Source organism: Microbacterium sp. USTB-Y (assembly GCF_023703415.1).
GTDB lineage: Bacteria > Actinomycetota > Actinomycetes > Actinomycetales > Microbacteriaceae > Microbacterium.
In genome coordinates, this window is record NZ_JAGMTU010000005.1 from 281,402 (window position 1) to 302,787 (window position 21,386).

General features: G+C 71.4%; 22 protein-coding genes. 10 read left to right on the forward strand and 12 right to left on the reverse strand.

Annotated elements, in window-relative coordinates:
* Positions 1–101: 101 nt before the first annotated feature.
* Positions 102–1,109, reverse strand: coding sequence for an NUDIX domain-containing protein (locus J8G10_RS14135; RefSeq protein WP_251446121.1), 1,008 nt, complete (start codon positions 1,107–1,109; stop codon positions 102–104).
* Complete coding sequence (locus tag J8G10_RS14140; RefSeq protein ID WP_251446124.1) at positions 1,106–3,271, reverse strand: RNA degradosome polyphosphate kinase; 2,166 nt, start codon at positions 3,269–3,271, stop codon at positions 1,106–1,108. The genes J8G10_RS14135 and J8G10_RS14140 overlap by 4 nt, the downstream gene beginning before the upstream one ends.
* Positions 3,272–3,412: 141 nt before the next feature.
* Between J8G10_RS14140 and J8G10_RS14145 the strand changes: the two genes are divergently transcribed.
* Positions 3,413–4,834, forward strand: coding sequence for an ATP-binding protein (locus tag J8G10_RS14145; RefSeq protein WP_251446127.1), 1,422 nt, complete (start codon positions 3,413–3,415; stop codon positions 4,832–4,834).
* A 7-nt stretch (positions 4,835–4,841) separates the two neighbouring features.
* On the opposite strand, the gene J8G10_RS14150 is transcribed toward J8G10_RS14145, so the two are convergent.
* Complete coding sequence (locus tag J8G10_RS14150) at positions 4,842–5,534, reverse strand: response regulator transcription factor (RefSeq protein WP_251446130.1); 693 nt, start codon at positions 5,532–5,534, stop codon at positions 4,842–4,844.
* A gap of 68 nt (positions 5,535–5,602) precedes the next feature.
* Here J8G10_RS14150 and J8G10_RS14155 point away from each other — a divergent pair, with 68 nt between their 5' ends.
* The 4 genes from J8G10_RS14155 (at position 5,603) to pabB (ending at position 10,007) form a co-directional block, all read left to right on the forward strand.
* Positions 5,603–5,893 carry a hypothetical protein gene (locus tag J8G10_RS14155; RefSeq protein ID WP_251446133.1) on the forward strand — a complete coding sequence of 97 codons (291 nt, stop codon included), beginning with the start codon at positions 5,603–5,605 and terminating at the stop codon, positions 5,891–5,893.
* Between the two features lie 199 nt (positions 5,894–6,092).
* Positions 6,093–6,713, forward strand: coding sequence for an FABP family protein (locus tag J8G10_RS14160; protein WP_251446136.1), 621 nt, complete (start codon positions 6,093–6,095; stop codon positions 6,711–6,713).
* A gap of 2 nt (positions 6,714–6,715) precedes the next feature.
* Positions 6,716–7,867 carry a folate-binding protein gene (locus J8G10_RS14165; RefSeq protein WP_251446139.1) on the forward strand — a complete coding sequence of 384 codons (1,152 nt, stop codon included), beginning with the start codon at positions 6,716–6,718 and terminating at the stop codon, positions 7,865–7,867.
* Positions 7,868–7,880: 13 nt separating this feature from the next.
* Positions 7,881–10,007: an aminodeoxychorismate synthase component I gene (gene pabB / locus J8G10_RS14170; protein ID WP_251446142.1), complete on the forward strand. Its 2,127-nt coding sequence runs from the start codon at positions 7,881–7,883 to the stop codon at positions 10,005–10,007.
* A gap of 9 nt (positions 10,008–10,016) precedes the next feature.
* On the opposite strand, the gene J8G10_RS14175 is transcribed toward pabB, so the two are convergent.
* A complete protein-coding gene (locus tag J8G10_RS14175; RefSeq protein WP_251446145.1) occupies positions 10,017–10,376 on the reverse strand; it encodes a hypothetical protein in 360 nt (119 codons plus the stop codon).
* 118 nt (positions 10,377–10,494) lie between these two features.
* Entirely contained in the window at positions 10,495–11,316 is an 822-nt protein-coding gene (locus J8G10_RS14180) for a class I SAM-dependent methyltransferase (protein WP_251446147.1), read from the reverse strand.
* 56 nt (positions 11,317–11,372) lie between these two features.
* On the opposite strand from J8G10_RS14180, the gene J8G10_RS14185 reads away from it, so the two are divergent.
* The gene (locus J8G10_RS14185) at positions 11,373–11,876 is read left to right on the forward strand and encodes a GNAT family N-acetyltransferase (RefSeq protein WP_251446151.1); all 504 of its coding nucleotides are present in this window, start codon (positions 11,373–11,375) and stop codon (positions 11,874–11,876) included.
* A gap of 12 nt (positions 11,877–11,888) precedes the next feature.
* Here J8G10_RS14185 and J8G10_RS14190 read toward each other — a convergent pair whose 3' ends face one another.
* Positions 11,889–12,854 (reverse strand): intradiol ring-cleavage dioxygenase, encoded by a 966-nt coding sequence (locus J8G10_RS14190; RefSeq protein WP_251446154.1) that lies wholly within the window; start codon positions 12,852–12,854, stop codon positions 11,889–11,891.
* A gap of 147 nt (positions 12,855–13,001) precedes the next feature.
* On the opposite strand from J8G10_RS14190, the gene J8G10_RS14195 reads away from it, so the two are divergent.
* A complete protein-coding gene (locus J8G10_RS14195) occupies positions 13,002–13,745 on the forward strand; it encodes a phosphoglyceromutase (RefSeq protein WP_285814333.1) in 744 nt (247 codons plus the stop codon).
* A gap of 173 nt (positions 13,746–13,918) precedes the next feature.
* Here J8G10_RS14195 and phoU read toward each other — a convergent pair whose 3' ends face one another.
* Positions 13,919–14,629 (reverse strand): phosphate signaling complex protein PhoU, encoded by a 711-nt coding sequence (phoU, locus tag J8G10_RS14200; RefSeq protein ID WP_251446160.1) that lies wholly within the window; start codon positions 14,627–14,629, stop codon positions 13,919–13,921.
* Positions 14,630–14,858: 229 nt separating this feature from the next.
* Between phoU and J8G10_RS14205 the strand changes: the two genes are divergently transcribed.
* Together J8G10_RS14205 and J8G10_RS14210 are read left to right on the forward strand one after the other, a co-directional pair.
* Positions 14,859–16,133 carry a cell wall metabolism sensor histidine kinase WalK gene (locus J8G10_RS14205; protein ID WP_251446163.1) on the forward strand — a complete coding sequence of 425 codons (1,275 nt, stop codon included), beginning with the start codon at positions 14,859–14,861 and terminating at the stop codon, positions 16,131–16,133.
* Positions 16,130–16,813 carry a response regulator transcription factor gene (locus J8G10_RS14210; RefSeq protein WP_251446166.1) on the forward strand — a complete coding sequence of 228 codons (684 nt, stop codon included), beginning with the start codon at positions 16,130–16,132 and terminating at the stop codon, positions 16,811–16,813. The genes J8G10_RS14205 and J8G10_RS14210 overlap by 4 nt, the downstream gene beginning before the upstream one ends.
* A gap of 71 nt (positions 16,814–16,884) precedes the next feature.
* Here J8G10_RS14210 and J8G10_RS14215 read toward each other — a convergent pair whose 3' ends face one another.
* Positions 16,885–17,436: a DNA modification methylase gene (locus J8G10_RS14215; protein WP_251446168.1), complete on the reverse strand. Its 552-nt coding sequence runs from the start codon at positions 17,434–17,436 to the stop codon at positions 16,885–16,887.
* Positions 17,437–17,604: 168 nt separating this feature from the next.
* Between J8G10_RS14215 and J8G10_RS14220 the strand changes: the two genes are divergently transcribed.
* The gene (locus tag J8G10_RS14220; protein WP_251446171.1) at positions 17,605–18,087 is read left to right on the forward strand and encodes a CarD family transcriptional regulator; all 483 of its coding nucleotides are present in this window, start codon (positions 17,605–17,607) and stop codon (positions 18,085–18,087) included.
* A 71-nt stretch (positions 18,088–18,158) separates the two neighbouring features.
* Here the strand turns inward: J8G10_RS14220 and J8G10_RS14225 are convergent, their stop codons facing one another.
* From J8G10_RS14225 to J8G10_RS14240, 4 genes are all read right to left on the reverse strand, one after another.
* Positions 18,159–18,977, reverse strand: a complete 819-nt coding sequence (locus tag J8G10_RS14225) for an ABC transporter permease (protein ID WP_251446174.1) — start codon at positions 18,975–18,977, stop codon at positions 18,159–18,161.
* The gene (locus J8G10_RS14230; protein ID WP_251446177.1) at positions 18,974–20,002 is read right to left on the reverse strand and encodes an ABC transporter ATP-binding protein; all 1,029 of its coding nucleotides are present in this window, start codon (positions 20,000–20,002) and stop codon (positions 18,974–18,976) included. The genes J8G10_RS14225 and J8G10_RS14230 overlap by 4 nt, the downstream gene beginning before the upstream one ends.
* Before the next feature lie 89 nt (positions 20,003–20,091).
* Positions 20,092–20,982, reverse strand: coding sequence for a permease prefix domain 1-containing protein (locus tag J8G10_RS14235; protein WP_251446180.1), 891 nt, complete (start codon positions 20,980–20,982; stop codon positions 20,092–20,094).
* A 4-nt stretch (positions 20,983–20,986) separates the two neighbouring features.
* The gene (locus J8G10_RS14240) at positions 20,987–21,328 is read right to left on the reverse strand and encodes a PadR family transcriptional regulator (RefSeq protein WP_045273464.1); all 342 of its coding nucleotides are present in this window, start codon (positions 21,326–21,328) and stop codon (positions 20,987–20,989) included.
* Between the last annotated feature and the right edge of the window lie 58 nt (positions 21,329–21,386).

Genomic DNA, 21,386 nt, shown 5'->3' on the forward strand with positions numbered 1-21,386 from the left:
GTGCCCTGGTGCAGGGCCACGCCAGACGATATGCGGCGTCTGTTACGCGATCAAAGATCGAAGGTAAACGGGGGGTGAACGGCCGTCAGCGACCCGAGCACTCAGATCTTCGGCAGGTGCGTCTCGATCGAGATGATCCCGGATCCGGGATTGGTGGCGCTGAGGTGCACGACGCTGAACGCGCCGACCTCGAGCGCGGAGGCGCTGCCGAGGTAGGAGCCGTGCATGGTGCCGGTCGCGAGGGCGATCTCGCGCAGGATGTCGGGCAGCACGGGGCCGTGGCTGCACAGCACCGCGGGCTTGCCGGAGCGCACGCGCTTGCCGATCACCGTGCGCGGATCCGACTTCCCCTCCTCCCAGGCCTCCTGGCTGAGCAGCTCGGTCCTTCGGATCTTCTGGCCGATGGCCTTCGACAGCGGCGTCACCGTCTCCACGCAGCGGCGCGCGTCGCTGGTCACGATGCGCTGCACGCCGAAGGCGCGGAGCGGTCCCACGATCGCCTTCGACTGCGCGTGCCCGCGGGGGGTCAGCGGACGGGAGGCATCGGTTCCGAGCCACACCCCGCGGCTCGCGGCCTTCGCGTGCCGCAGCACGATGAGCGGGAAGGTGCGCAGCGCCCCGTCATCGACGAGCTTCGCGAACGCGTCCAGGATCTCGACGTCGACCGGGTAGCTGAGCCGTGCGCGCGCCTTCTTCAGGCTCACCCATTCCAGGGCCGCGATCTCGCGGTTCGGCACGAACACCGACGCGCGCACGGCGTCGTCGGTGGCCTCGGCGGCCCAGTAGTGCACCACCTTCTGCTTGCGGTTGGCCATCGTGTACCGCGAGACGCCCACGGGGGCGCCCAGCGAGACCCGGATGCCGGTCTCCTCGAAGATCTCGCGCACCGCGGTCTCCGCGAGCATCTCGCCCGGATCGACCTTGCCCTTGGGCAGCGTCACATCGCGATACTTCGTGCGGTGGATCAGCAGGATCCGCAGCTTGTCCTCCACGACGCGCCAGACCAGACCGCCCGCGGCGTACACGGCACGGTCGGGGCGGTCGGCGAGGACGGTGATCCCCGTGGTGTCGGCGGTGGCGACGGAGGATCCGGAGGGGCTGGGGGTCATCGGACCGCCCGTGCCCTGCGACGCTTCTGGATGTGCGACATGGTCCTATCCTGCAGGTCCACGAGCGGAGCGCCAACCTCGGAGAACGCACGCCGGGTCCATTCGCCGCCCGCTCCCAGGTGCCAGGACGACGTCTCGGGGGAGAGGGCGAGGTCGAAGAACCCGACCAGCTCGTCGATGTGCGCGGGGTCGGTGACCCGCACCAGCGCCTCGACGCGACGGTCGAGGTTGCGGTGCATCATGTCGGCACTGCCGATGTAGACCTGGGGGTCGCCGTCGTTGTGGAACGCGAAGATGCGCGAGTGCTCGAGGTACCGCCCGAGGATCGAGCGCACCGTGATGTTGTCGGTGATGCCGGGAAGGTCGGTGCGCAGGCTGCAGATGCCGCGCACCCACACGTCCACGGGCACGCCGGCGGCGCTCGCGCGGTACAGGGCGTCGATGATCTGCTCGTCCACCATCGAGTTCACCTTGATGCGGATGTGCGCGGGCTTGCCGTCCAGGGCGTTCTTGCGCTCGTGCTCGATCTGCCGCAGCAGGCCCTTGCGCAGGTGCAGGGGGGCGACGAGCAGGCGCTTGAACTTCTTCTCGATCGCGTAGCCGCTGAGCTCGTTGAACAGGCGGGTGAGGTCCTTGCCGACCTGCGGGTCGGCGGTGAACAGGCCGAAGTCCTCGTAGATGCGGCTGGTCTTCGGGTTGTAGTTCCCCGTGCCGATGTGGCTGTAGCTGCGCAGCACGCCGTCCTCCTCGCGGATGACGTTGACGAGCTTGCAGTGCGTCTTGAGACCCACGAGGCCGTACACGACGTGCACGCCGGCTTTCTCGAGCTTGCGCGCCCACACGATGTTGTTGGCCTCGTCGAAGCGGGCTTTGACCTCCACGAGCGCGAGCACCTGCTTGCCCGATTCCGCCGCGTCGATGAGCGCCTGCACGATGGGGCTGTCGCCCGAGGTGCGGTACAAGGTCTGCTTGATCGCGAGCACGTGCGGGTCCCGGGCGGCCTGCTCGAGGAAGGCCACGACACTCGTCGTGAACGACTCGTAGGGGTGATGCACGAGCACATCGGCCTTGCGGATCGCCTTGAAGATGTCGATGCGCTCGTTCGCGCCCGGCTTGAACGCGAGGGCGGTCGTGGGCACGTGCGGGGTGTACCGCAGGTCGGGGCGGTCGATCCTGCCGAGGCCGAAGAGGCCGCGCAGGTCGAGGGGGCCGGGGAGGCGGTAGACCTCCTGATCCGTGATGTCGAGCTCGCTGATCAGCAGGTCGAGCGTCACGTCGTCCATGTCGTCGGTGATCTCGAGGCGGATCGGCGGCCCGAAGCGGCGGCGCAGCAGCTCGGCCTCGAGCGCCTGGATGAGGTTCTCCGACTCGTCCTCCTCGATCTCCACGTCTTCGTTGCGGGTGAGCCGGAACGCGTGGTGGTCGAGCACCTCCATCCCCGGGAAGAGATCGTCGAGGTGGTTGGCGATGAGCTCCTCGAGCCGGATGAAGCGCAGCCGTCCGTCGTCCGAGGGAACCTCGACGAAGCGCGGGAGCATGGGCGGCACCTTGAGGCGCGCGAACTCCTGCCGACCGGTGCGGGCGTTGCGGATCCGGATCGCGAGGTTCAGCGAGAGCCCGGAGATGTACGGGAACGGGTGCGCCGGGTCGACCGCGAGCGGCATCAGCACGGGGAACACGTTGGCCTGGAAGTAGTCGGTCAGCTCGGCCTTCGCCTCACCGTCGAGATCGTCCCAGTCCACGATCCTGATGCCCTCGGCGGACAGCGCCGGACGCACCAGGTCGGTCCAGGCCGCGGCATGGCGCAGCTGCAGCTTGTGCGCTTCGGCGGAGATGTCGGCGAGCACCTCGACCGGGGCGCGGCCCACGTTGGTCGGCACGGCGAGCCCGGTCACGATGCGGCGCTTGAGGCCGGCGACGCGCACCATGAAGAACTCGTCCAGGTTGCTTGCGAAGATCGCGAGGAAGTTCGCCCGCTCCAGCACCGGCAGGGTGTCGTCCTCGGCCAGCTCGAGCACGCGCTGGTTGAACGCCAGCCAGCTCAGCTCGCGGTCCAGGTACCGGTTCTCCGGGAGGAGGGAGTCGTCCGGCGCCACGAGTTCGTCGAAGTCGTCGTCCTCGGCGTCGCCGAGACCGGAATCTGCCAGTGCGGGATCGATCATGCGCCCATCATGTCAGGAGGATGTTGCCTCCAGGTGAACGGGTCGGAATCCGGTCCGCGCGGCCCGCCAGGTGCCCGTCCGACCCTGGTCGCGGCCGGGTGGGCGTTGGTAGGTTACGAAGCAGGCGACCCGGGGGGATCCATGGACTTCGATCAGGACGATCGCGAACTGCTGCGCGCGGTGAGCGGGTATCTGACCTCGGCGCAGGAGTTCGCCCACGCGGAGCTGCGGGCCAGGCGCACTCCGCTCGGCGACGTGATCAGCGCCCACCTCGGCGTGGACGCCGAGACTCTGCCGATCGTGCAGGAGAGCATCGCCGAGCATCGCCTCGTCGACGCGGACATCGCGCTGGAGCTGCTGTCCGCCGAGTCGGACGGCCGTCTGATCGGCGTCACCGGCGGCGAACAGCGTCAGCACCAGAGCATGACGGAGTACGTCGGCAACGGTCATTTCCCGTACGGGCCCGGTCCGGTCGATTACGTGGAGCGCGCCTCGGGGCCGGGGACGACGCGGCGCGTCGTGGCGCTGGGGGTGCGCCTGCTGCACTTCGACGGACAGCCCCTGGCGATGACGCAGCGCGGCGCCGCGCCGCAGTTCGGGCGCAGGAGCGCATCGCTGGAGGTCATGGGGGCGGACTCCGACGTGGTCTCCGGCTTCCTCGCCGCGGTTCGCGCCCGGATGATCTCGCACAGCGTCCTGCGCGGGCGGGTGCTGTCCTTCGTGCCCACCGAGTACGGGCAGGACGCCGGTGCGACCTTCGTGCCGCGTCCGTCGGTCGCGGCGGAGGACGTCGTCCTCCCCGACGGCCTGCTCGACGGGGTCGTCCAGCACGTGATCGGGATCGGCGAGCACCGCGAGCTGCTGCGGGCCTCGGGGCAGCATCTGAAGCGCGGCGTGCTGCTCTACGGCCCGCCGGGGACCGGGAAGACGCTCACCGTCCGCCACCTGCTCACCCGTGCGCCGGACATGACCGTGGTGCTGCTGTCGGGCCCGAGCATCCGGTTCGTGTCGGCGGCGGCGGAGGTCGCGCGCACCTTCCAGCCGTCGATCGTGGTGCTGGAGGACATCGACCTCGTCGCGATGGAGCGGAACGCCTCGCCGCAGCCGCTGCTGTTCGAGGTGCTCGAGGCGCTGGACGGCCTGGACGGGGATGCCGACGTCGCCTTCGTGATGACCACCAACCGCGTCGAGGTGCTGGAGCGCGCCCTCGCCGAGCGACCCGGCCGGGTCGATCTCGCCGTGGAGGTGCCGCGGCCGGCGCGCGCCGAGCGCGAGCGGCTCTACCGCCACTACGCGCGGGGTCTCGGCTTCGGCGACGAGGCGCTGCGCGCGGCGACCGACGCGACCGAGGGCGTGACCGGATCGTTCGCGAAGGAGCTCGTGCGCCGCAGCGTGCTGCGCGCGGCCGAGCGCGGGGAGGCTCCCGGGGATGCGGACCTGTCGGCGGCGCTCGCGGAGCTCCTCGACGCACGGCAGGAGCTCACCCGGCGGATGCTGGGCGACGACCCCGGCGCCGGGGAGGGGAGTGCGCCGCAGGGCTTCCCGCCCCACGGCGCATACTGAGCGGGCGTCAGCGGGGGCCGGGCGAGACCGGACGCGTGTCGTCCTCGTCGACGGCGAAGCGATAGCCCACGTTGCGCACGGTGCCGATGATGTGCTCCTGGTCGCCGAGCTTCGCCCGCAGTCGCCGCACATGCACGTCGACGGTACGGGTGCCGCCGAAGTAGTCGTACCCCCACACCTCGCTGAGCAGCTGCTCGCGGGTGAAGACCCGGGACGGATGCGTGGCGAGGAAATGCAGGAGCTGGAACTCCTTGTACGTGAGGTCCAGGGGAGTGCCGCGCAGCTTCGCCGAGTACGACTGCTCGTCGATCGTGAGCCCGGACGTCTGCACGCGCACCGGCTCGGACGCGGGAGCCTCGCGGGACAGGGCGAGACGGATCCGGGCGTCGATCTCGGCCGGGCCGGCCCCGGTGAGCAGCACGTCGTCGATGCGCCATTCGCCGTTCACGGCGGTCATCCCGCCCTCGGTGACGACGAGCAGCAGCGGTCCCCGCAGCCCGGTCGTGCGGATGAGGGTGCACAGCGATTTGGCCGCCACGAGATCGGTGCGGGCGTCGACGATCACGGCATCGGCATCGGGTGCCGTGACCAGCTCCGCCGGCTGCGCGGGGATGACGCGGACGCGATGGCCCAGCAGCTCGAGGGCGGGAAGAACAGGCCCTTCGCTGCTGGGAGACGTCAGCACCAGGAGTTGCGCCACGCGGATCCTTTCCGTTTGACACTCTACTCAGCAGCGCAGGCACAGCGCGGATGGGTGACAATGGGCGCATGGCCGAACCCGTCCTCGCACCGCGCAGCCCCTTCGTCGGGCTCGTCGTCACCTGGGCCGCCGCCGCCGTCGCGGCGATCCTGATCGGGGTGATCGCGCCGGCAGGGCTGCTCATGCCCTGGTACGTGATCGGATTCGGGCTCTGCGTGCTGCTCTCGTTCACGGTGCAGCTGTTCCGCGGCGAGACCCGCGGGTTCATCCTCCGGGTCTCGGCCGGCTGCCTCGGTGCGCTCCTCGTGATGGGCATCGTCTCGGCGGGCTTCGGCGTCGCCGCGCTCTTCGGCGCCTGACCCCGCGCGCCGACGACCCTGTCGACCGCGTTAGAGTAGGGACATGGACATCGTCGCGCTCGAACTCTTCTTCGTCGGCCTGCTGGCTCTGGCGGGGCTTGCGATCGCCTTCTGCGCGGGAGCCGTACTGGTCAACCTGTTCCGCGGCCAGCGCTGACCGCTTCCGCCGGACTGACTCCGCCGATCCGGAAGGCCGCGCATGCTCGATCTCCCCTCTGACCTGCCCGCCGACATCGTTCCGCTGTCGTGGCTGCTCGGCGTCTGGGAGGGCACCGGCGTCATCGACTACGACGTGCCGGATCCCGACGGCGGCGAGGAACACCGGTTCCGCGGCGAGTTCGCCCACCGCGTGAGCTTCAGCCATGACGGCGGGCCGTTCCTGAACTACGCGGCGACGGCGACGTTCACGCCCGAGGAGGGCGAATCCGTCGCGCTCGTCGCCGAGTCCGGCTACTGGCGGCTGGCGCGTCCCGCCGACGCCCAGGACGCGGGTCCCGCACTGCTGCCGCCGCGCGAGAGCCGCTCCGCGGCGCGCACGGTCGACGACGTCGAGGCGTTGCGGCTGCCGGAGGGCGGTTTCGCGATCGAGGTGTCGATCGCGCACTCCGACGGCACGCTCGAGCTCTACCTCGGCCGCATCGACGGCCCGCGCATCGACATCGCGACCGACGCGATCGTCCGGGCCGAGGGCGCCAAGGAATACGGCGCGGCAAGCCGCATGTACGGTCTCGTCGACGGTCATCTGCTGTGGGCGTGGGACATCGCCGCCCTCGGCGCCGGGCTGGGCTCGCACGCTTCCGCGCGGTTGGCGAAGGTCTGATCGTGGCCGGCTTCCCGGCACTGCCCGGGGCGATCCTCGACGGCGACGCCGTGGCGCACTTCGGCGATCCGGTGCGCGAGCAGCGCGCCCTCGAGCGAGGCGAGGCGCTGGCCCCGCTCACCGACCGGACCGTGATCGAGCTGACTGGATCCGAGCGGCTCGGCTGGCTCGACTCGATCACCTCTCAGTCCGTCGCGCGCCTGGGCGCGGGTGAGAGCACGGAACTGCTCGTGCTGGATCCGCAGGGGAGGGTCGAGCACGTCGCCGCGGTCGTCGACGACGGCGCCTCCACCTGGCTGATCGCCGATGCCGCGGACGCCGAGCCGCTGGCCGTCTGGCTGCAGCGCATGGTCTTCCGCGCCGACGTCACGGTCTCCGTGCGTCCCGAGCTGACGGTGGTCGGGTTCTTCGCAGGCGCCGCCGCCGAGCAGCAGGCCGAGCGCGCCGCCCTCGCTCCGCAGGGGGTCGCCGTGGTCTGGACGGACCCGTGGCCCCGGGTGCAGCCCGGCGGGCACCAGTACTACGTCGGCGTCGGAGGCGACGGCAGCGAGCACCCCGGTGCCGGCTATCACTGGCGCACCGCCGTGATCGACGCCGAGGCCGCGGCCGGACTCGCCGCCGACCCCTCGACCGTCTGGGCCGGCGCGCTCGCCGCGGAGGCCCTGCGCATCGCGGCCTGGCGTCCGCGCTGGGCCGCCGAGGTCGACGAGCGGTCGCTGCCGCACGAGACCGACTGGATCCGCAGCGCGGTGCACCTGAACAAGGGCTGCTACCGCGGGCAGGAGACCGTGGCGAAGGTGCACAACCTCGGGCACCCGCCCCGCCGCATCGCGGCCCTGCACCTGGACGGCAGCGAGAGCGTGCTGCCCGCTCCGGGGAGCCCGGTGCTCGCGCAGGCGGCGGACGGAACCGCCGAGGACGAGGTCGGCCACGTCACCTCGGCGGCACGTCACCATGAGCTCGGGCCGATCGCGCTCGCCATCCTGTCCCGGCGCGCGCCCGCCGGCGACCTCGTCGTGCGCACCCCGGAGGGGGACGTCGCGGCGGCGCAGGAGGTCATCGTCCCCGCCGACGCCGGCGCCACGGCGGAGGTGCCGCGGCTGACCCGGCTCTCCCGACGGCCGTCCGCGCCGGATCCGCGCGGCGCGCACTGACGCGGTGCCGGCGGTGGGCGGCGCGACCGGGGAGGCGGGACCGATCGGCGCGAACACGGGGAGCGTCGCGCCGTCCCGGCCGCTGCGCATCCTGCTGATCGACAACTACGACTCGTTCACCTACAACCTGGTGCATCAGATCGCGGCCACCGCGGGGCAGGCGCCCACGGTGGTGCACAACGACTGGCCAGGCTGGCACCCGTCGGTGCTCGACGCCTTCGACGCGGTCGTGCTCTCGCCCGGCCCGGGGGATCCGCGGGTGCCGGAGGACTTCGGGATCTGCGCCGAGGTCATCCGCCTTGCGGCACGACGGCGCATCCCGCTGCTGGGCGTCTGCCTCGGGCACCAGGGCCTGGCGCACGCCTTCGGCGCCGTGGTCCGCCGCGCTCCGGAGCCCCGCCACGGGCGGCCTTCACCGGTCCTGCACGACGGCACCGGGCCGTTCCACGGGCTGCCGTCGCCGGTGGAGGTCATCCGCTACCACTCGCTGCTGATCGACGAGGTGCCGGAGGAGATGGTCGTCACGGCCCGCGCCGACGACGGCGTCATCATGGGCATCCGGCACCGGGAGCTGCCGCTGTGGGGGGTGCAGTTCCATCCCGAATCGATCGGCACCCGCGACGGTGCCCGCATGATGGCGAACTTCATCGCGCTCGTCCGGGAGGGACTCGACGACCGCCCGCGGCCGGCGGAGGTCCTCGAGCGCACACGGCCGGAAGGGGCCGCGCCGGAGGTCGCCGGCTCCCGGACCGCACCGCGCGAGATCCTGCGGCGCACGCTGACCCGTGCCGTCGACACCGAGGCCCTGTTCACGGCGCTGTACCGCGACGCCGCGCAGGCCGTATGGCTCGACGGGAACCGGCCCGGCGACGACCGTGCGCGCTATTCGATCCTCGGTGGCGGCGACACGCTCCCGACCGCGCTCGCCGATGTGCACGCCGGCACTGTCACGGTGCGCGACCGCGACGGGATCCGCGAGGTCCGGTCCGGGTTCTTCGACTGGCTGGAAGCCGAGCTGGCCGCGACCGCGGTCGTCGCGGGAGACCTTCCCTTCGCGCTGGGCTGGGTGGGCGCGCTCGGCTACGAGCTGCGGGCGGAGTGCGGCTCCCCGCACGAACGGAGGTCGGAGACGCCCGATGCCCTGCTCGTCCGACTCGATCGGACGCTCGTCGTCGACCATCGCGAGAACCGGATCCACCTCCTCGCCCTCGACGACGCGGGCTGGATCGAGAGCACGGCGGCTCGCATCGCCGCCCTCCCCGATGATGCCGCCGAGCGCTCCGCACCACCCGCGGAGCAGGGCGCGCCGCCGGTGCTCACCGCGCGGCACTCGCGTGCGCGCTACCTCGAGCTCATCGCCGCCGCGCAGGAGGAGATCGCGGCCGGGGAGACGTACGAGGCCTGCCTGACGAACCTGCTGCACGGTGAGGACGCCGCGGATCCTCTCGAGGTCTACCGGATGCTCCGCCGGCAGAACCCGGCCCCGTTCGGCGCGTTCCTGCGCATCGATGGGGTGAGCGTGCTGAGCACCTCCCCGGAGCGCTTCCTGCGCATCACCGCGGACGGCGCGGTCGAATCGAGCCCGATCAAGGGGACGCGTCCGCGCGGCGACACCCGGGCGGAGGACGAGCGGATCCGCGCCGAGCTCGCCGCTTCGGAGAAGGATCGCGCGGAGAACCTCATGATCGTGGATCTGGTCCGTCACGACCTCGGACGCACTGCGGAGCTCGGATCCGTGCACGTGGACGGGCTCTTCCGGGTGGAGAGTTATGCGACGGTGCACCAGCTGGTCAGCACCGTCCGCTCACGCCGCGCCGCGTCGCCCGTCGCGTGCGTGCGTGCGGCGTTCCCTCCCGGATCCATGACGGGCGCGCCGAAGCTGCGCACGATGGCCATCCTGGATCGACTGGAGGGCGGCCCGCGCGGGCTCTACAGCGGAGCCCTCGGGTACTTCTCCTTCGACGGGTCCGTGGACCTCAGCGTGGTGATCCGCACCATGATCCGCCACGATCGGGGCTTCGATTACGGCGTCGGGGGAGCGATCGTCTCCCTCTCCGATCCGGACGAGGAGTACGCCGAGACCGTGGTCAAGGCCCGCCCATTGCTGCGTCTGACCGGTGCGGTGTTCCCCGAGGCCTGAGTCCAGGCTCTATCGCTCGACGAAGAGGCGCGGGCGCGGGCCCTCGATGCGCGCGACGGCGATCTTCACCTCGGTGAACTCGTGCTCGAGTGCGTCGAGCTTCCGGCTGAGTCTCTGGTCGACGGCGTCGATCTTCCGGCTGAGTCTCTGGTCGACGGTGTCGATCTTCTGGCTGAGCTTGTGCTCGACAGCATCGATCTTCTCGTCGAGTCTCTGATCTCCGCTGTCCATCCGGACGATGAGCCGGTGCTCCATCGCGTCCATCCGTCGGATCACCCACGCGAAGCCCGCGAACATCGCGATGCCGAGCGTCAGCAGGCCGCCGATGCCGCTGCCGATCACGGCCAGGGTGTCCGTGGACATGTACATGCCCCCATTCTGTGCGTTCCGGGTGGTGAGGGCCAGCCTAGAGCGGCACTTGTACCTCTCGACGTCTCGTGCGGAATCGGTGCAGAAGCCGGCTCCTCCCGTCGCTGGGGAGGATCGTTCAGGCCGGGGCGACCGCGCTCCACGGCACGGTGAGCTCGCCCAGGCGCCAGCGGGTGCGGCCGCCGAGCACGGGGCGCCCGGCGGCGCGCAGGGCGGCGACCGCGGCGAGGAAGCGCTGCGTCGCCCCGAAGGCGGAGAGACCCGCGGCGCGCTCCCACTCCCGGTCGAGGTCGGTGAGCAGCGCGTGGATCCGCTCGCCCGGCACATTGTGGTGGATCAGGGCCTTCGGCAGCCGTTCGGCGACGATCGACGGGCGTTCCAGATCGGCCAGCCGCAGCGAGATCGTGAGGCGCTGCGGAGCCCCTGCCTCATCGACGTCGACGAAGCTCGCGATGCGTCCGATCTCGTCGCAGGTCCCCTCCACGAGCAGGCCGCCGGGGGCGAGGCGGGAGGCCATCCGCGCCCACGCGTCGGGCACGTCGGCCTCGTCGTACTGCCGCAGCACGTTCATGGCGCGGATCACCGCGGGGCGGCGGCCGTCGGGCAGCGGGACCTCGAACCCGCCGCGGGCGAAGGAGACGGGCAGGTCGGCGGGGAAGTGCCCCGCGCCGCGGCGCAGCTCGGCGAGCTGGGCGCGAGCGGTCGACACGCGCTCAGGATCGAGCTCGAGCCCGAGCACCTCGGCATCCGCGCGCACCCGCACGAGTCGCGCGGCGAGCTCGAACGCGGTCACGCCGCTGGCGCCGAAGCCGAGGTCGACGACGAGCGGATCCGCGGCGCGACGGAAGGCGTCGGAGGCGGCGATCCAGCGGTCGTTGCGGCGCAGCCGGTTGGTGCCGGTCGTGCCCCGCGTGGGCCGGCCGAGCGGTGAGGACGCCATGGCTCCATCCTGCCCGGTCCCGGTGGCCGGCGCGGTCCCGGCCTAGGCTTCTGTGCGTGCAGACGATCGAGATCGGGATCCCCGGGACGGCGGATGCGGACGGGATCGTGCGCACCTTCCTGACCGAGGTGGTCTCGCGATACCACGGAAGACCCGCGACGCACCGCGAGCGCGATGCGGTCCTCGCGGACGAGCCGTACGACGACCTCCAGGGCGACACCGGGATCCTGCTCCTGGCACGGGACGACAACGCCGTGGTCGCCTGCGCCGGAGCGCGCTTCGTGGACGGCCATGCCGAGCTCACCAAGGTCTTCACGCTGCCGGAAGCGCGGGGGAGGGGGATCGCGCGTCGGCTGGTCCTCCAGGTCGAGGAGGCGGCGCTCGACCGCGGGCTGCGGTCGCTCCGGCTGGACACCCGCTCCGACCTCGTCGAGGCGTGCGCGATGTACGAGAGCCTCGGGTTCCGCCCGGTCGAGGCGTTCAACGACGCCCCGTACGCCGATCGCTGGTACCGGAAGGACCTGACCCCGGCGGCGGGCACGCCGCCGACGGGGTCGTAGCCCGTCCGTCGGTCAGCGCGGCCCGCCGCCCATCGATCCGCCGGTGGGTGCGGTCCTCGTGTCCACGCGCACGGTGAGCGTCGCGGAGTAGCCCTTCGAGGTGTCGCCCGTCACCGCCGCCAGCTGCAACGCCCCGCCGTCGTCGCCGAAGACGTTGTCCGAGGTCAGGGACGTCTGGGCGAGGTTCTGCGCCGAGCCGTCGTAGCCGCTGGTCGTGTACACGGCGTCGCAGGCGGACTGCGGCAGCGCGATCTGCGACGTCGCGATCGCGTTCGCGGAGTCGGTGACGTCGGCGGCGCTCGGGTACACCTCGAAGTGGATGTGGGGCCAGCGGCCGGAATAGCACCCCGGGAAGATCGAGGTGAACGACACCCTGCCGTCGGCGTCCGCCACCTGCACGCCGCGCAGGTAGGTCTCGTTCTCGATGCCCGACGAGTACATCGAGTAGCCGCCGGCGGCGTTGCAGTGCCAGGCGTAGACGGCGACGCCGGCGAAGGGCGCGTCGCCGGACGCCATGTCGAGGATGTTCAGCGAGAACGTCAGCGGCACGCCGGCGGCGGTGGTGCCGCTGCCGATCGACGAGCGGATGTCCTGCCGGACGATCCCGGACTCGGTCAGCGCATCCGGGCCGTTCGAGCCGTCGCCCGGGTAGGGGCCGGCCGTCTCGTCCGGGATCTCCGCGGCAGGGACCGCGACGGTCGTGGCCGCCGCCGTGGCGGCAGGGGTGGTGCTGGTGACGGTGGGCGCCGGCGTCGAGCTGGCCGTGGACGCGGCGGTGGACGTGCTCGGCGTGCACGCGGCCAGCACGGCGCCGCCGGCGCCGAGGCCGACCAGGCTCAGCACCGTCCGGCGCGAGAACAGGGTGCGGAGGTCGAACGGCGCCCCCTGATCGACGACCTCCTCCTCGGGGCGGTCGAGCAGTCGGCCCTCGTAGGCGGGGCCCTGCGGAGTGCGGGTCGGGTCGGGGAAGGTGCTCATGTCCGGATCCTCTCGTGCGGTGACAGAAGGATCCTCTCGACCGCGTCGGGACCAGACCTGTGCGCCTGCTATGCGTCGCCTAAGGCGTCGCTGTCACGCAGGGACCCGCGACGCGGGAGCCGCGCCCGCACGCCGTAGGCTGTGAGCATGACGCGCACCCTCATCCTGCTCCGTCACGGGCAGAGCGAATGGAACGAACTGAACCTGTTCACCGGCTGGGTGGACGTCCGGCTGACCGAGCAGGGCAAGGGCGAGGCCCGCCGCGGCGGCGAGCTGCTCGCCGAGTCGGGCATCCTGCCCGACGTCCTGCACACCTCGCTGCTCAGCCGCGCGATCCAGACGGCGAACATCGCGCTCGACGCCGCCGACCGGTTGTGGATCCCGGTGACCCGCTCCTGGCGCCTCAACGAGCGCCACTACGGAGCCCTGCAGGGCAAGGACAAGGCGCAGACGCTCGAGGAGTTCGGTCCCGAGCAGTTCCAGCTGTGGCGCCGGTCCTTCGACGTTCCGCCGCCCCCGCTCGACGACGCGAGCGAGTTCAGCCAGGTGAACGACCCGCGCTACGCGGGCATCGACGGCGAGGTGCCGCGCACCGAGTCGCTCAAGCTCGTGATCGACCGTCTGCTGCCGTACTGGGAGTCCGCGATCGTCCCCGACCTCGAAGCGGGCAAGACGGTGCTCGTCACCGCGCACGGCAACTCGCTGCGCGGTCTCGTGAAGCACCTCGAGGGCATCAGCGACGACGACATCGCCGAGCTGAACATCCCGACGGGCATCCCGCTCGTCTACGAGCTCGACGACAACAACGTGCCGACCGGGCCCGGCCGCTACCTCGACCCCGAGGCCGCCGCCGCCGGCGCCGCCGCCGTGGCGAACCAGGGCAAGAAGTAGCACCCGGACCGACGACGGATCCCGTCCCGCCCGGTTCTCCGAACCGGCCCGGGGCGGGATCCGTCGTCGGTCCGCCTCCCGACGGAGGTCGGGGATGCGTCTCGAGAGGAGAAGATCCGCCCGGGCCGGAACGGCGGGGCGGATCTTCGACGATCTGACGGCGGCGCGGGGGATCAGGCGAGCCCGGATCCGGCCTCCGCCTCGGCCTGCGCCTCGACGGCGAGGGCGATGTCCTCCTCGTCGACGGCCCAGTCGCCGGTCGCGAGGTAGACGACCTTCTTCGCGACGGCGACCGCGTGGTCGGCGAAGCGCTCGTGGTAGCGGCTGGCCAGGGTCGCGTCGACGGTCGCGCCGGCCTCGCCCTTCCAGTTGTCGCTGAGCACCTTCTCGAAGACGCTCGCGTGCAGCTCGTCCACGTCGTCGTCGGCATTGCGGATCGTGTCCGCGAGACGCAGATCCTGGGTGCGCAGCAGCTCGCTCAGGGTGCGGGCGATCTCGACGTCGAGCTCTCCCATGCGGGTGAACGTGCCCTTGAGGCCCTTGGGGATCGCCCGCTCCGGGAAGCGCAGGCGCGCGAGCTGGGCGATGTGCTCGGACATGTCGCCCATGCGCTCGAGCGACGCGCTGACGCGCAGCGCGGTGACGACGATCCGCAGGTCGCGGGCGACGGGCTGCTGGCGGGCGAGGATCTCGATGGCCTGCTCGTCGAGCGCGACCGCGAGCTCGTCGATGCGGGCGTCGTCGGCGATGACCTCCTCGGCCAGCGCCACGTCGCTGGTGGCGAACGAGCGGGTGGCCTTCTCGATCGACACGGCCACGAGGTCGGCGATCTCGACGAGCTGCGCCTGCAGGTCCTCGAGAGACTGGTGGAAGACTTCGCGCATGGCTGCGCACCTTTCGTTCGGTGACCCTGGCTCCGGCACGGTGCGGGTCGCACGGCGGCCCGCGGCGCGGGCACGGGGCGGTGCCCGCCACGGGTCGTGACGCGCACGAGCCGATTCTGTTCGGCGAAGGTTAACGGTTGGTGCCGTGCTCGTGAACAGTAGCGCGCCAGGGGGTGGGACGGCCGGGAACCCGCCGATTCCGGGGGTGAACGACCTCTACGCTGGAGGCATGGACAGCACCCTGCTCGCCCTGCTCGCCCTCGGGCTGGGGGTCGCGATCGGCGCGGGCATCGCCGCGATGATCGTCGCCGCGATGCGGGCGCGCACGGCCGCCGAGCAGCAGGCGTCCAGTGAGCTTCCGGACGGTCTGACCGACGTGCTGGCCGCGATGGACGACGCCGCCTGCGCGGTGGATCCGTCCGGGCTCGTGACCGCTGCGAGCACCGCCGCCGGACGCTTCGGCATCGGAATCGGCGCCACGCTGGAGAACCCCGAGCTGCGCCAGCTCGTGCGCGCGGTGCGCGAGGGCGGCAGTGAGACGGCGACCCTGCGTCTTGCCCGCGGCGGGCGGAGCCTGGATCCGCGGCTGGTCGCCGCACGCGCGAGCCGCATCGGACCGCGCCTGAGCCTCCTCATCATCCGCGACATCACCGAGCAGGAGCGCCTCGAGCAGATGCGCACCGACTTCGTCGCCAACACCAGCCATGAGCTGAAGACGCCCGTGGGCGCCGTGAGCCTGCTGGCGGAGGCGATCGAGTCCGCCGCCGACGATCCCGCCCAGGTGCGCGCCTTCGCCTCGCGTATCCAGGCAGAGGCAGCGCGTCTGGGACAGCTCACCGGACGGATCATGAGCCTGTCCCGGCTGCAGTCCTCCGACGGCCTCGGCCGCTTCGGCCCGGTCGCGATCGACGAGGTCATCGCGGCGAGCGTGGAGAGCCATGCGGTGCAGGCCTCCTCCGCGGGTGTGGAGCTGACGCGCGGCGGCGACCGCGGAGCGTGGGTGCAGGGCGACGCGCAGATCCTCATCGAAGCGGTCGGGAACCTCATCGCCAACGCGATCGTCTACTCGCCGCGCGGATCCCGCGTGGGCGTCGGCGTGCGCGTCGACGACGGCGTGGTCGAGATCTCGGTGTCCGACCAGGGCATCGGCATCGAGGAGGCGGACCGCGACCGCATCTTCGAGCGGTTCTACCGCGCCGACGAGGCCCGGTCCCGCCGCACCGGAGGCACCGGCCTCGGGCTGTCGATCGTCAAGCACGCCACTCAGCGCCACGGCGGGGAGGTGCGGCTGTGGTCGCGCCCTGGTCGCGGCTCCACGTTCACCATGCGCCTGCCGCAGATCGCGGCGCCCGAGATCGAGGACGATCCGGGCGCGCGCAAGAAGCCGGCCAAGGACAAGAGCAAGAACAAGAAGAAGCGGAAGGCCCGCAAGGCCTCCCGTTTGGCCGCGCCGCCCGTGATCAGCACGGACCAGCCCCGCACCGATTCCGGAGAACTCGTATGACCCGCATCCTCCTCGTCGAAGACGAGCCCGATCTCGCCGACCCGCTCGCGTACCTGCTGCGCCGGGAGGGCTACGAGGTCGAGATCGCCGAGGACGGCCCGACCGCTCTCACCCTGTTCCGCGAGAGCGGCGCGGACATCGTCCTGCTCGACCTCATGCTCCCGGGGATGCCGGGCACCGAGGTGTGCCGCCAGATCCGCACCTCCTCGGCCGTCCCGATCATCATGCTCACCGCGAAGGACTCCGAGGTCGACATCGTGGTGGGGCTCGAGCTGGGCGCGGACGACTACATCACGAAGCCGTACTCGTCGCGCGAGCTGCTCGCCCGGATGCGGGCCGTGCTGCGCCGCGTCGTCCAGGCCGAGGACGACGTCGACGAGCGCATCCTCGAGGGCGGCAGGGTCACCGTCGACATCGACCGGCACACGGTCGCCGTGGACGGGGAGGTCATCAACATGCCGCTCAAGGAGTTCGAGCTGCTCGAGGTGCTGATGCGCAACTCGGGCCGCGTGCTCACGCGCGGCCAGCTGATCGACCGGGTCTGGGGCAGCGACTACTTCGGCGACACGAAGACCCTCGACGTGCACATCAAGCGGATCCGCTCCCGCATCGAGGAGAACCCGTCCGAGCCGGTGATGCTCGTCACCGTGCGCGGTCTGGGCTACCGCTTCGAGGGCTGAGCGCGCCGCGCAGAAGCGGAAGGCCCCCGGATCCGAGGGATCCGGGGGCCTTCCGCGTGGTCTGCGCCGAGTCAGCCGACGGGGGTCTCGCTGGCCGTCGGGGTCGGCTCGACCGCCGGGGCGACCGGGGTCGTGGTCGGCGTCGGGCTGGGCGGGGCGGTCGGCACCAGCGTGGAGTAGTAGGGCAGGGTGCCGTCGAGCACCGGGATCGCGTACTTGATGCCCTCGGCGTCGCCGGACTGGAAGTAGACGTCGACCGTCTCGCCCGCCTTGGTGTCCAGGCCCTCGAACGTCAGCGGCTGGGCGTCGTCGCCGCCGAGGCTCACCGACTTCTGGCCGGCGACGCGCACGCTCTGGGCGGGGCCGTCGCCGACGGTGATGTGGATCGTGGCGGAGTCGGACGTGGTGTTCACCAGACCGGCCACGAGGTTGCCCGTGGTGCCGGACTCGTCGGCGACGAAGAAGGCGTTGCGGACCTCGATCGGACCGCTCTTGGGCACGTTCGCGCCGTCGGAGGCCGAGTAGTCGATCGTGGTCGCCTGCGGAGTGATCCCCGCGCACCCGGTGGCGCCGACGATGATCAGGGCGCTGAGGGCGATGGACGCAGCAAGGCGCGATTTCACGGGTCCTCCAGAAAATTCACGTGATGATCCAGCACCATTCTAGGGGCACGCGCCGCAGGCGCACGGCTCGGCCCACGCGCGCGATGGCGGGAGGGGAGCGGCCGGGGGCGCGAACCTTAGCGCATTCTGGCTGTGGTATCCTGGAGGTTGCCGAAAGGACACGACTTTATGCTTTTTGAGGTTGGTGAGACCGTGGTCTATCCGCACCACGGCGCCGCGACGATCATCGAGGTCAAGGACCGTGTGATCAAGGGGGAGACCAAGAAGTACCTGAAGCTGAACGTCACGCAGGGAGACCTCATCATCGAGGTGCCTGCCGAGAACGTCGACCTGGTCGGCGTTCGCGACGTGATCGGCCAGGAGGGACTGGATCGGGTGTTCGAGGTGCTCCGCGCCCCGTTCACCGAGGAGCCGACCAACTGGTCGCGCCGGTATAAGGCGAACCTCGAGAAGCTCGCCTCGGGCGATGTGATCAAGGTCAGCGAGGTCGTCCGCGACCTGTGGCGCCGCGACCAGGATCGCGGTCTCTCCGCCGGCGAGAAGCGCATGCTGGCCAAGGCCCGTCAGATCCTCACCTCCGAGCTCGCGCTCGCGGAGAAGATCGACGAGGAGAAGGCCGGGACGCTCCTCGACGAGGTCCTCGCCTCCTGAGCTCTGCGTGAGAAGGGGTGGATGCCGCGGCATCCACCCCTTCTTCGTGTCCGCGGTGCGGTCCGAGGGGCTCAGATCGACCGCTGGTAGCTGCGGATCGCGCTCAACGCCCAACCGAACGCGAGCACGGCCAGCAGGACGAGGCCGCCGGCCTGCCACCACCCTTCCGCGGGGTACGAGCCGGTGAGGCCGCCCCGGCCGAGTTCGACGGCCCAGGTCATCGGGTTGCCGCGCGAGACGTTCTGCACCCACTCGGGCATCGCCGCGGCGGGCATCATCGTGGTGGACAGGAACGTCGCCGGCAGCACGATCAGCTGCGAGAGGCTGATCAGCGCGATCTGACTGCGCGACACGAGCGCGACCGCCGTGGACGCGCAGCAGAAGATCGTTGCGAGCAGCGTCGCGACGCCCAGCGCGACGAGCACGCCGCCGACGCCGCCGGGGTAGCGCGCGCCGCCCAGCCAGCCGATGCCGAGCACGACGAGCGACTGCAGCACGTTGATCGCCAGCTGCTGCAGGAGCTGCCCCGCGATGATCGACGAGCGCCGCAGCGGCGACGTGAGGTACTGGTCCATCACGCCGGAGTCGATGTCGTCGATGTAGCCGGTGCCGGCCCAGGCGCCGGAGTACAGCACCGTCATCATCAGGATCCCGGGGACGAGGTAGTCGATGTAGCCGTGCCCGCCGAACGCGGGGAGGGCGCCCAGAGTGCGGAAGACCTGCCCGAACAGCAGGATCCAGATCACCGGCTGGATGAGGCTCATGACGGGTCCCCAGGCCTGACGGATCGAGACGATCGACCAGCGCCGCAGCACCTGCCCGGTCTGCGTGAACCAGCCGGGGCGCGCCGGGGCGGTGCCGAGGGCGGGGGAGAGGGCGATCGCGCTCATGCGGCGACTTCTTCCGTGAGGGCGGCCGCGGGTGCGTCGCCGAAGGTGTGGCCGACGAAGTGCAGGTACACGTCGTCGAGGGTGGGGTGGGAGGCGGCGACCTGGCCGTAGCGGATTCCGGCGCCGTCGAGGGCGGCGATGACCGCGCCGACCGCGGAGGCGGCGTCGTCGGTGCGGGCGACGAGCAGGCCGTCGACGCCGGCCGCCTCGACGAGCACGTCGCGCAGTCCGGGCACGGACGAGACCGCCGCGCGCACGGCGACCGGATCCGGCTCCACGAGGGTCACACGGACGGCGTCGCCGTGCAGCGCCGCCTTGAGCTCCTCCGGCGTGCCCTGGGCGACGGCCCGCCCGCGGTTCACCAGCAGCAGCTCGTCGGCGAGCCGGTCGGCCTCCTCCATGTAATGCGTGGTGAGCACGACGGTGAGGGCCTCCTCGCCGGCCAGCCGCCGGATCTCGGCCCACATGGCCGCGCGAGCCTCGGGGTCGAGGCCGGTGGTGGGCTCGTCGAGGAAGAGCACCTGCGGGCGATGCACGAGCGCGGCGGCCACGTCGAGGCGCCGTCGCATCCCGCCGGAGAAGGTGCGCACCGGCCGCCGCGTCGCGTCGTCGAGGCCGAACTCGGTCAGGAGCCGTGCGGCGCGCGCTCGGGCATCGGAGCCGCCGAGGCCCCGCATGCGTGCGGCGATCTCGAGGTTCTCGGTTGCGGTGAGGTTCGGATCCGTTCCGGTGCCCTGGGAGACGTAGCCGATCGCTGCGCGCACGTCGGCGGGGGCGTCGTTCACGTCGTGGCCGGCCACGCGGGCGCGGCCCGCGGTGGGGCGGGACAGCGTGGTGAGGATCTTGGTGGTGGTGGACTTGCCGGCGCCGTTCGGGCCGAGCAGCCCGAAGACACGACCGGCCGGGACGGCGAAGCTCAGGCCGTCCAGGGCGCGGACAGCGGGGCGGCGGCCGCGGCCGCGGTACTCCTTGACGAGGTCTTCGGCGATGATGGCATCGCCGTCGTTGCGCTGGTGTGCGGGCATGACGAACATCCCTTCCGTTCTGAGGGCTTTTCTGCGTGGAGATGGAGGGCGGATCCGGTCTGCCGAGGGGTGCCGGATCCGCCGGTCGGTCAGCGGCGGTCGCCGCTGCGCGGTGCGAAGAGCATGCGTGCGAGGAGGAGCATCATGGCGGCGAGGCCGCCGACGAACGCCACGGGCGCCCACCACCAGCCGACCGTGAAGACCAGCACGACGATCGCCGCCAGGGTGAGGAACCAGATCACCGCCGTATAGATGCCGAAGCGGGCGGCGGACTCCGGATCCGTCTCGAAGCGGTTCGGAGGCATCTGCGTGATCGCGCCGCGGGTCCAGGCCTTGTGGCGATTGGTCTGCGTCGCGCCGAGGTAGGAGAACAGCGCGAGGGATCCGGCCAGGAGCACGGCCGCGAGGATCACGAGCCAGAGCTGGTCCAGGGCGAGTGCGAAGCCTCCTCCGAGGCCGAGCGCGAGCAGGGTCCCGCCCGTGGCAAGGCCGAAGCCGATGGCGCGGGCGGCCGGCAGCGGGTGGTTCGTCGTGGTCTCCTGCAGCAGTGCGTCCGCCGTGACGATGCCGAGCGCGATCGCGACGACCGCACCGAGACCGGCGACGGCGAGCGGGGCGGCCGGGTGCACGAGCAGGACGACGAGGAGGATCCCGACGAGGGCGGCGGTGGCGAGGAGGCTCAGCAGCACGGTCCGCACCACGAATCCGGGCTTCGGTCGCACCCTGTTCCGGGCGGTGAGCGCCTCCCAGCCGAGGGAGCGCACGGCTTCGGCCGGCTCGTCGTCGAGGAGGGTGCGGACATCGCCGAGCTCGACGATCGCCCGCTGCGCGGCTTCGGCGGGGGAAGCGCCCGCGGCGACCAGCTCGTCGACCTGCGCCGCGATGTTCGCGCGGATCTCCTCCTTCAGGTCCTGTGCGGCCGGTGTCATCTCGACCCCGGCGAAGGCGTCGTCCAGCAGGCGGTGGATGTCGGTGTTCATGTGCTCAGTCCTTCGCGTCCAGAAGCGTGTCGATCACGCGGCGGGTGGCGACCCAGGCCGCGACGTTGCGCCGGTACACCGCGCGGCCGGCGTCGGTGATCCGGTAGTACTTGCGGCGTCCGCCCTGCGTCTCGTCGCCCCAGTAGGACTCGACCAGTCCGTCCTTCTCCAGACGGCGGTAGGTCGCGTAGAGGGTGGCCTCCTTGATCTCGTGGTCTCCTCCGGTGGCGTCCCGGATGGTCTTGTAGATCTCGAAGCCGTAGCGGTCGCCGCCGCGGAGCATCCCGAGCACGATCGTGTCGGTGTGCCCGCGCAGGAGGTCCGCGGAGAAGGCGTCATCGTTCATGTCAAGTACTGTATCAGATCAAGTACTGGTTCAGGCAAGAGTTTGCGCCGTTCTGCAG

Excerpts from the sequence above, each read along its gene's own strand:
- J8G10_RS14160 (WP_251446136.1), top strand. The coding sequence starts at position 6,093 with ATGCTCGATCTCCCCTCTGACCTGCCCGCCGACATCGTTCCGCTGTCG.
- J8G10_RS14240 (WP_045273464.1), bottom strand. The coding sequence starts at position 21,328 with ATGAACGATGACGCCTTCTCCGCGGACCTCCTGCGCGGGCACACCGAC.
- J8G10_RS14230 (WP_251446177.1), bottom strand. The coding sequence starts at position 20,002 with ATGCCCGCACACCAGCGCAACGACGGCGATGCCATCATCGCCGAAGAC.
- J8G10_RS14175 (WP_251446145.1), bottom strand. The coding sequence starts at position 10,376 with ATGTACATGTCCACGGACACCCTGGCCGTGATCGGCAGCGGCATCGGC.
- J8G10_RS14135 (WP_251446121.1), bottom strand. The coding sequence starts at position 1,109 with ATGACCCCCAGCCCCTCCGGATCCTCCGTCGCCACCGCCGACACCACG.
- J8G10_RS14190 (WP_251446154.1), bottom strand. The coding sequence starts at position 12,854 with ATGAGCACCTTCCCCGACCCGACCCGCACTCCGCAGGGCCCCGCCTAC.
- J8G10_RS14205 (WP_251446163.1), top strand. The coding sequence starts at position 14,859 with ATGGACAGCACCCTGCTCGCCCTGCTCGCCCTCGGGCTGGGGGTCGCG.
- phoU (WP_251446160.1), bottom strand. The coding sequence starts at position 14,629 with ATGCGCGAAGTCTTCCACCAGTCTCTCGAGGACCTGCAGGCGCAGCTC.
- J8G10_RS14140 (WP_251446124.1), bottom strand. The coding sequence starts at position 3,271 with ATGATCGATCCCGCACTGGCAGATTCCGGTCTCGGCGACGCCGAGGAC.
- J8G10_RS14225 (WP_251446174.1), bottom strand. The coding sequence starts at position 18,977 with ATGAGCGCGATCGCCCTCTCCCCCGCCCTCGGCACCGCCCCGGCGCGC.
- J8G10_RS14195 (WP_285814333.1), top strand. The coding sequence starts at position 13,002 with ATGACGCGCACCCTCATCCTGCTCCGTCACGGGCAGAGCGAATGGAAC.
- J8G10_RS14145 (WP_251446127.1), top strand. The coding sequence starts at position 3,413 with ATGGACTTCGATCAGGACGATCGCGAACTGCTGCGCGCGGTGAGCGGG.
- J8G10_RS14210 (WP_251446166.1), top strand. The coding sequence starts at position 16,130 with ATGACCCGCATCCTCCTCGTCGAAGACGAGCCCGATCTCGCCGACCCG.
- J8G10_RS14220 (WP_251446171.1), top strand. The coding sequence starts at position 17,605 with ATGCTTTTTGAGGTTGGTGAGACCGTGGTCTATCCGCACCACGGCGCC.
- J8G10_RS14180 (WP_251446147.1), bottom strand. The coding sequence starts at position 11,316 with ATGGCGTCCTCACCGCTCGGCCGGCCCACGCGGGGCACGACCGGCACC.
- J8G10_RS14235 (WP_251446180.1), bottom strand. The coding sequence starts at position 20,982 with ATGAACACCGACATCCACCGCCTGCTGGACGACGCCTTCGCCGGGGTC.
- J8G10_RS14155 (WP_251446133.1), top strand. The coding sequence starts at position 5,603 with ATGGCCGAACCCGTCCTCGCACCGCGCAGCCCCTTCGTCGGGCTCGTC.